Here is a 7,443-nt window from a genome sequence, read left to right on the forward strand (position 1 = left end):
TGACAATAGCTTTGCCATATCCATGATCACGAAGACGATGACATGCGATCATAGTGCGGAAGCGTGCAGCTCCATCACTGGACAATCAATACGATACGAAAACATGGTACGATCAACGTCCCGCCTTGTCTTATACGTCATCTTGACCGTCGTCATTGTTACCTTCTTTTTCATCGCGTCGCCGGCCTTCATTCGGGAGGGTTTGGATCCTTCATGGCGAAAGGTGTTGTTACATGCGCGGTATCTCGATCTAGGTTTCGGTAATCAAATAATATATTCAGGAGGCCCTCTTTCCACCGTCTATACCAAGGTCTTTTCCAGTCATTTTTTTCATGAGCGGTTTTTATCGATCACGCTTTTTGTCGTCTTCTACCTGGCGTTTCTGGTCAACGCCGTTAGGCGAAGCGGCACGGAGTTCGTCGCCATCATCGGTACAACTCCATTCCTGCTCAGCAATATACCCGATGCCGTTTATATCGGAATGCCGTTCTGTGCATCCATGCTCGGCACCATCCAGCCGCAGCAACGCCGCATCCGCGCGCTCGTCGCAGTTGGGGCGGCGGCGAGCGCAGTCGCTACGCTCGCAAAGTTCACGGTCTTTCCCGTGGCGTTGATCGGATTTCTCATTGTCGATGCCCTCGCGGTAAGTAACAGGCGTTTTCCCATCGCGATCATCGTTTATGCACTGAGCTTGACCGCCATTTTCAGCCTTACGTCGCCGAATGGAGCCTTGATCGAATTCCTTCTCGGCAGCCTGGACTTTAGCGTCGGATATTCCGAGGCCATGAGTATTCCGGGCCCGACAGTCGAGATTTGCCTGGTCCTAGCCGGGGCCTTGACGATGACGGGTTTGGCTGCAGTGAACGAGTTCGGTGTCGTTCGCGGCGGCGAATCGCCTTTCACCGCCGCGTTTGCACGCGTAATCATGATCGGCATATTCCTGTTTGCTTGCATAAAAGCCGGGTTCGTGAGGCACGACGTCCATGCCGTCATCGCCTGGCATGGCTTGGTTCTTGCGTCCGCCGTCTATTGCGCATTTTCGTGGCGGACGTTTTCGCCGATAATGGCGGCATTGGCGGCTCTCGCATTAGCCGGCCTGCTGTCCGTGTTTGGAAGCTGGAGCGAACACATTGCCATCCCGGCGTACGAAATAGCCTCCAGCCAGTTCCAGGCACGCAAAATGGACCTCCTGGGCTGGGCCGACTTTCTTTCCGGGCCAAAGGAATGGCTGTCGCTGCAGGAGGCGGCGGAAAACAAAGCTGCCGGACAAGTTCGCGCTCAGCATCCCCTGCCCGCGCTCGACGGAACGGTTGACGTTATTCCGTCAATTCAGTCGACATTGATTGCCCATAATTTGCGCTACGTGCCGCGGCCGTCGATCCAGGAATTCGCCACCTATACCCACCGCCTGATCGAAAAGAATCGTGCATTCTTTAGCGGCGAACGAGCGCCTGATTTTATTTTGATGGCGCCGGAGCAAATCGACAACCGTTACCCGGCTTTCGCGGAAGGCCCGATCTGGCCGGACCTGCTTGCCCGATATGCACCTCAGGACCTTGCCGACGGCATTGCCGTCTTGCACAAGCGGGCCCGGCCGCTCGACCTGCCTATGCGTACGCTACAGACCCAAAGCGGTACGGTTGGCGAACCACTGGTTCTGGACCCCTCTGTTCAAAGCGCGATTTTTGCCCGCATCGACCTTCAGCCTACGCTACTGGGCTGGTTGGCAGGTCTGTTGTTCAAGTCGGATATCCTCGCCATCCAGATCCAATTCACCGACGGAACAGAAAGGCGATATCGCTTTATTCCAGCGATGGCGCGTGAAGGATTCTTTCTTTCGCCGTTGATCGCGACCGGGGAAGCCTACATCGAATTGGCTGCCGGGCTGTCGCAGGCAAACCCATCCAAGGTGAAATCATTCACTATACAACCGGGCATGATGGCGGACTGGCTGTGGGCAAGACAGTTCATGGTCCGGCTGGACACGATGGATGATGCCGCGCTTCGCGCCGACATGGTCCACTCCGAAATGAGCCCGCGCGCCAGGCAACGCCTGGAACTGCTATCGATCATGTATCAGGCTCCGAACGCCAAGCTCGCAATGCTCAACCGTGACCTTTTCGCGCACGCCCCAACGAAATTCAGTTTACCCACCAACGCCAAACAGACCCTTGATATCGGCTTCGGTATTCTCGACGGCGCATGGAGAGACGACGCCAAAACCGACGGAGTGTGCTTTCGGGTAACTATTCCAGGCGCCCCAGCCCCGGCATGGGAACGATGCCTCGATCCCATGCAGACCAGTGCCGATCGCGGCCCGCAACAAGCCACGATAACGCTTCCGCAAACGGTGGATAGCATTGAACTCGAGACGGCTTGTCGAAATAACTGCGCCTGGGACTGGTCGTACTGGAGCCGGATATCCGTGTGGTGAAACGTGATCCACGTCGCTCAATGCTAACGGTCTGTCCGGAAACTCAGACCGAACCGCGGGATTGACACCAGCAGCCGCATCGACCAACCGTGCGAACCCTTTCATCTTCAGACAAGCTGCATCCTGACGGGCCTTCTTCAAACCTCCATCCAAAACGGACATCGTGATATTTGCATATATCTCAGTTCAGAGTTGAGCTACTAAAATGTAAAAACGATGATGAGTTGAAGTTGGAGAAGAAAATGAACTTTCTGGAATCGATCACCTCGAAAGAAATACGCGACAGGTTTAATGAGGTGCTGGATACGCGCCCCGACGGGCGGATCGTTTCCTATATTTTGGCGCCGGACAAAACTGCCGAATGGCTGCACTCCGTAGGCCCTGGATACGATGATACGATGCGCTCGCTGCTGCCGGCGATCCCGCCCCCCAACCTGCGCTCAATCGTGGCGGCTCCGGAAGAAGAGATCTTTCTTTGGACCGGGGCGAATGACATTTCTTATTTTCTGGGCGTGCTTGAGCATTATGCCTCGCCCGACCTCGCCGTGCCCCGCCGTATCCTGGATTTCGGGTGCGGATGCGGCCGTCTCACGCGGTATCTCGGTTTGTCCGACCGCTATCGAGCGACCGGCACGGACATAAACCAGGACCATGTCGATTGGTGCGCCGCTAATTTGCCACGCGTCACGACCCTTCGCAACAAAGCCGTTCCGCCACTTCCCCTTGCCGACAATTCAATCGACTTTGCCTATTCATTGTCGGTATTTTCGCATCTGCCGGAACGTGCCGCTCTCGCCTGGCTCGCCGATCTGGCGCGGGTTCTTGCTCCCGGCGGCCTGCTCATCATCACCACGCACGGCCTCAACGCGTTGCAGGTAATCCGGCCCTCAAAGATCCATCACGCCATGTTCGGCATGGACGAGGCGGCAGTCGATGTAATGTCGAACAGGCTGGCAACGGAACGTCTGGTGTTCGTTCCTTATAGCGCCGAGGTTGTGGACGCGGCGAAAGCAGGAGACGAATACGGCAATACGTTCATATCGATGGACAAGGCCGACTCGTTGTGGAGCGACTTGTTTGAGACCGTGTATTCGAAATCAGGAGGACTGCGGGGCTGGCAGGACGTTTTTGTCCTCCGCCGCAGACACTCATAACGTGTAATTCGACCCTGGCGTCCGAAACCGGTTCGACGGTTTTAGCGATTGACACCGGAAATGTGCGTCGTCGCATAGTCGTAGCCGGCATGACGCGCGACAAAGGGCAGAAGCCGCTCAAGCGCGTGCAACATCGTGCCGTCATAGGAAACCGGCTCTTCCGGGTAGTCATCCCAATCAAGATTGAGGTCAAACAACGGCTTGAGAGCGCTGGTGCGAGCCCAAAACATCGTGCCGACCGGAAATTCGAAAAACAGTTCCAGCGGTTCTGTAAATCGGAGCCGCTCTGCAAGACCTGACGCAATTTGCAGGTTATCCGACCAGCCCGGAAGATGCGGGTCCTCGGGAAAGACCAGCCCAAGACGGGGTTGCGCGGCAAAGCGCGCCAGCACATTGTCCATCATGGGATACAGGTCGCCGACCAGATGCTGCCAAAGAAATTCCCGCCAGTTCTCCCCGGTGGCATCGCCGAGCAAAACGCTCCGCTTGGCGTGGACATGTCCGACGACATCGTATCGGGCAAGTTGTTCGCGGCTAAATCCGCTGAGGAAGGCGCCGATATCGCGGCCGCGGTTGGGAACGACGCGGATCGTTACTGCGCCGTCCCGATACTTTGACGCCGCGGTGCTCAACGCTGCCGCCTTTTCGTCGTCGGTGGTGGTCAGCATCAGGTCGCAGCGCGCCTGGTTGGCCGCCAGCTTCTGGAACAGATCCGGCGCTAGTTCCGGATAAAAGAAGTGGGCATGAAGCACCGTCGAACATTGCGTGCCCGGCTCCGCTTGCGCCTCGTCGAACGGCAAGATGACGTCATGACACCATGGGCCATCGGGTTTGCCGCTGCGAATGAAGTGGGCTAGCGGGTTGATGACGGCGCTGTCAAAGCGACCCGCGTTCTTGTGCGCATATATCTGCGGATTGAAGCCGGGAAAAGGTCGCCTGAACCGCGGATTTTTGACCGAATGAAGACTTGTGCCCACTGCGATCCAGCGCGTCAGAAAATCGCTTATGGCGTCGACCCTGTTTACGAATGCGGAATTATGCGGCATGAAGTAATCGGCATCGAACAAAGGATCGTCTTCCAGGACAGCGAGATCCATTGCACGCTGGCGCATGATCTCGATCGACTGACGCCCCAGCGCATCGATCTCAGCCACGTAACGGCCCATATCGAATTTCGCCTTACCGAAACGCCGCGTCGCACGGCCGATGCGGCGGCGCTCATCTTCGTTGCCCGCTAGTTTTGCGATGACACGGGCTGCAGCGTGTGCATCCAGATGTGGAACGACACATTTACGTAACGTGCTGTCAGCCTTCAGAAGCGAGGCGATGCCGCTGCCGCCTTCAAAGCATACAATCGGCAATCCTCTCAGCGCGGCATCGATGGTAACGTTGGGAAAAGGATCGAGGCGGGAACTCAGGAAGAAGATGCCGGCCGCCGCATAAGCCGGCTCGAGATCGGCGACCTCGTTGACCATCGTCACCATTTCACTCAGACCGGACCGCACGATCTGCTCGGCAAGATAGCTCGAATAATTCACATCGTTCGCCGGGTCATATCCATGGCCGATCCAGACAAAACGCACAGGGCGTTTGGGTGCAAGCGCCATAACGGCCGCGGCACATGACAGAAACAGATCAACGCCTTTGCGAAACTGAATGGCACCTCCACCCAGGACGACGAGCGCATCCTCGCTGCCTTTCGGCAGCATCTTGCGCCGAAGCGCCAGCGAGTCCAGTTCCGTCGCCTGCTGCGCCCCCGGGATGACGCACTGACCCTGCGTAAGAATATGAATTTTCCGATTTGACAGCGTCGGAAGTTCCTGCAGCGCCGAATTGGCTGTCATATCGGCGGAAAACACCATCTGCGTCGCCCATTCCAGAGCTTCGCTCATTGCCCCATGCGGCCGCGTATAGGAGGCGAATTCATGCACCAGAGAAACAACGGGAATTCCGCTCCTTACAAGCGACGACATCACGGACCGCGACTCGATGCTGTTAACGACCGCGTATGAAATACGCCCGAACTTGGCAAGACGCTGGACAAGACGCCTGGCTTCGGCTTCATGCCAGTCGAGATAGCTGAGAGGCCCGATGACAGCCGCCGAGCAGCTGCCGAAATCCTCGATCAGCGGCCCGCCTCGCAATAGCAGGGATATGACGTTGTATCGTTTCCGCAAGTGCGCGGCGATATTGTACGCCAGGATCGGTGCGCCGGTTCGGGACGCCTCGTGGCTCACGAGCAGGACGATCTCACGATCAGGATCCAGGCGCGAACCGTCGATGCTGAGGTTTGAAGCGGTGCTGACCGGCCGTCGCTGCTCGTTTCGGCCGCTAGCAAGATAGTGCGCAAGACAACTCAGTCCGGCTTCTCGGACGTCCGGATAACGCTCGCTGTAAAAGAGCGGATCGAACCGGTCCGAAGGGGGATGTCCAACTTGCTCTCCCACAATTACATAGTGCAGGACCGGATCAATGTCTGCAGGCAGTTTCAGGCGCGTCGCATAACGTTCGGCGTCGAAAAAACCGCTGTCGCGGATTGTCGCGGCGAGGTTCTCCGCGAGGGCACGCGAGGGATAGGTAATCCAGCCCGCGGCGCGAAGGCTGATAAAGGTTATTGCCGGCGGCCCCTCCAAACCAATGGTCCGGAAATAAGGATATAGAAAGCTGCCTTCGAAACTCTCGCTTGGTTCGATGCCAATCTTCCAACCGTGAAGAAGATAATGCTCCGCAGCGTTCGAACCGCGGTCGAGTCCGGCTCGAGCGCGATACAGATCACGATTGAAAAGGCCACTCCGCTCGAGCAGGGCGCAGTCAGCGGCGATCTCGTCGCGCATGCTATCTGTTTGATGATCAAGCATCAGACTTGCTCGGCACCTCTAGATCGTTTCAGTTCTCGACATGGCCTTGTTCCACTTATCCGAGTTTGCAGGTTTGGTGCAAGCACAGAGGCGTCGAACCGGTTCTGGCCCTGCGCGGCAGATTAGAGCTCTTGGGACATTCAGCGATCAAGCGTTCCGGAATCCTGATCCGGCGTCAGCAGTTACCGTCATTGGACCGACGTCTTCGGGCGAGATGGCGCGCGACGCCGCCCGGAAAGAAGCTTGCGAACGGGAGCGGTGATGCGCCATGCAGTCGACGCTTCGATCTCATCGAGACGTCGTTCGAGAGCGATCAGCCGCTGATCACGCTCCCCGAGGTCTTCCATCAATCCGTCCAGCGCTTGCCTCGCAAGACCAAGCTGCCGATCAAGCTCCGCAGCAAGGGAACCGGCTTGGCGCATGTCCAGATCCGCCTTTTCCGCTATCCGGCGAAGCTCATCGTTGGCGAGAGCTAAGCGTTGGTCTCGATCGTCGATCTGAGCGATCAAACCGTGGAGTTGATCGTCGCGATCCTCGACCTTGCCCGTCAATTGCCGCAGATCGCCGTCCGCCAAATCGAGCCGCTGCCTGTAGTTCTCCGCTTCGTCCATCAGCCGCCGCAGATCGCCATCGGCCGCCTCAAGCCGCCGCTCGCGGTCCTCAACCTCGCCCAACAGCCGTCGCAGGTCGCCATCGGCGGCCCCGAGCCGCCGCTCTCGGTCTTCAACCTCCCCCATCAGCCGCCGCAGATCGCCATCGGCTGCCTTCAGCCGCTGCTCGCGATCCTCGACTTCGCCGGTCAGCCGCCGCAGATCGCCGTCGGCCGCTTTCAGCCGCCGCTCGCGATCCTCAACCTCGCCCATCAGCCGCCGCAGATCGCCGTCGGCCGCCTTCAGCCGCTGCTCGCGATCCTCGACTTCGCCGGTCAGCCGCCGCAGATCCCCGTCGGCCGCCTTCAGCCGCTGCTCGCGATCCTCGACTTCGCCGGTCAGCCGCC

5 protein-coding genes are annotated in these 7,443 nt (G+C 58.1%); 4 read left to right on the forward strand and 1 reads right to left on the reverse strand.

Going from position 1 to position 7,443, the window contains the following annotated elements:
* Positions 1 to 142 precede the first annotated feature (142 nt).
* Both ACFE72_RS14865 and ACFE72_RS14870 read left to right on the forward strand, forming a co-directional pair.
* Positions 143 to 2,434 (forward strand): hypothetical protein, encoded by a 2,292-nt coding sequence (locus ACFE72_RS14865; protein ID WP_375413871.1) that lies wholly within the window; start codon positions 143 to 145, stop codon positions 2,432 to 2,434.
* Between the two features lie 242 nt (positions 2,435 to 2,676).
* Positions 2,677 to 3,588 (forward strand): class I SAM-dependent methyltransferase, encoded by a 912-nt coding sequence (locus ACFE72_RS14870; RefSeq protein ID WP_375413872.1) that lies wholly within the window; start codon positions 2,677 to 2,679, stop codon positions 3,586 to 3,588.
* A gap of 41 nt (positions 3,589 to 3,629) precedes the next feature.
* Here ACFE72_RS14870 and ACFE72_RS14875 read toward each other — a convergent pair whose 3' ends face one another.
* Positions 3,630 to 6,446, reverse strand: coding sequence for a rhamnan synthesis F family protein (locus tag ACFE72_RS14875; protein WP_375413873.1), 2,817 nt, complete (start codon positions 6,444 to 6,446; stop codon positions 3,630 to 3,632).
* A gap of 131 nt (positions 6,447 to 6,577) precedes the next feature.
* On the opposite strand from ACFE72_RS14875, the gene ACFE72_RS14880 reads away from it, so the two are divergent.
* Together ACFE72_RS14880 and ACFE72_RS14885 are read left to right on the forward strand one after the other, a co-directional pair.
* A complete protein-coding gene (locus ACFE72_RS14880; protein WP_375413874.1) occupies positions 6,578 to 6,922 on the forward strand; it encodes a hypothetical protein in 345 nt (114 codons plus the stop codon).
* Between the two features lie 3 nt (positions 6,923 to 6,925).
* Positions 6,926 to 7,443 (forward strand): hypothetical protein (locus ACFE72_RS14885; protein ID WP_375413875.1); only part of this gene is annotated, 518 nt, incomplete at its 3' end.

It is taken from the genome of uncultured Bradyrhizobium sp., assembly GCF_964252615.1.
Lineage (GTDB): Bacteria > Pseudomonadota > Alphaproteobacteria > Rhizobiales > Xanthobacteraceae > Bradyrhizobium.

Excerpts from the sequence above, each read along its gene's own strand:
- ACFE72_RS14870 (WP_375413872.1), top strand. The coding sequence starts at position 2,677 with ATGAACTTTCTGGAATCGATCACCTCGAAAGAAATACGCGACAGGTTT.
- ACFE72_RS14875 (WP_375413873.1), bottom strand. The coding sequence starts at position 6,446 with ATGCTTGATCATCAAACAGATAGCATGCGCGACGAGATCGCCGCTGAC.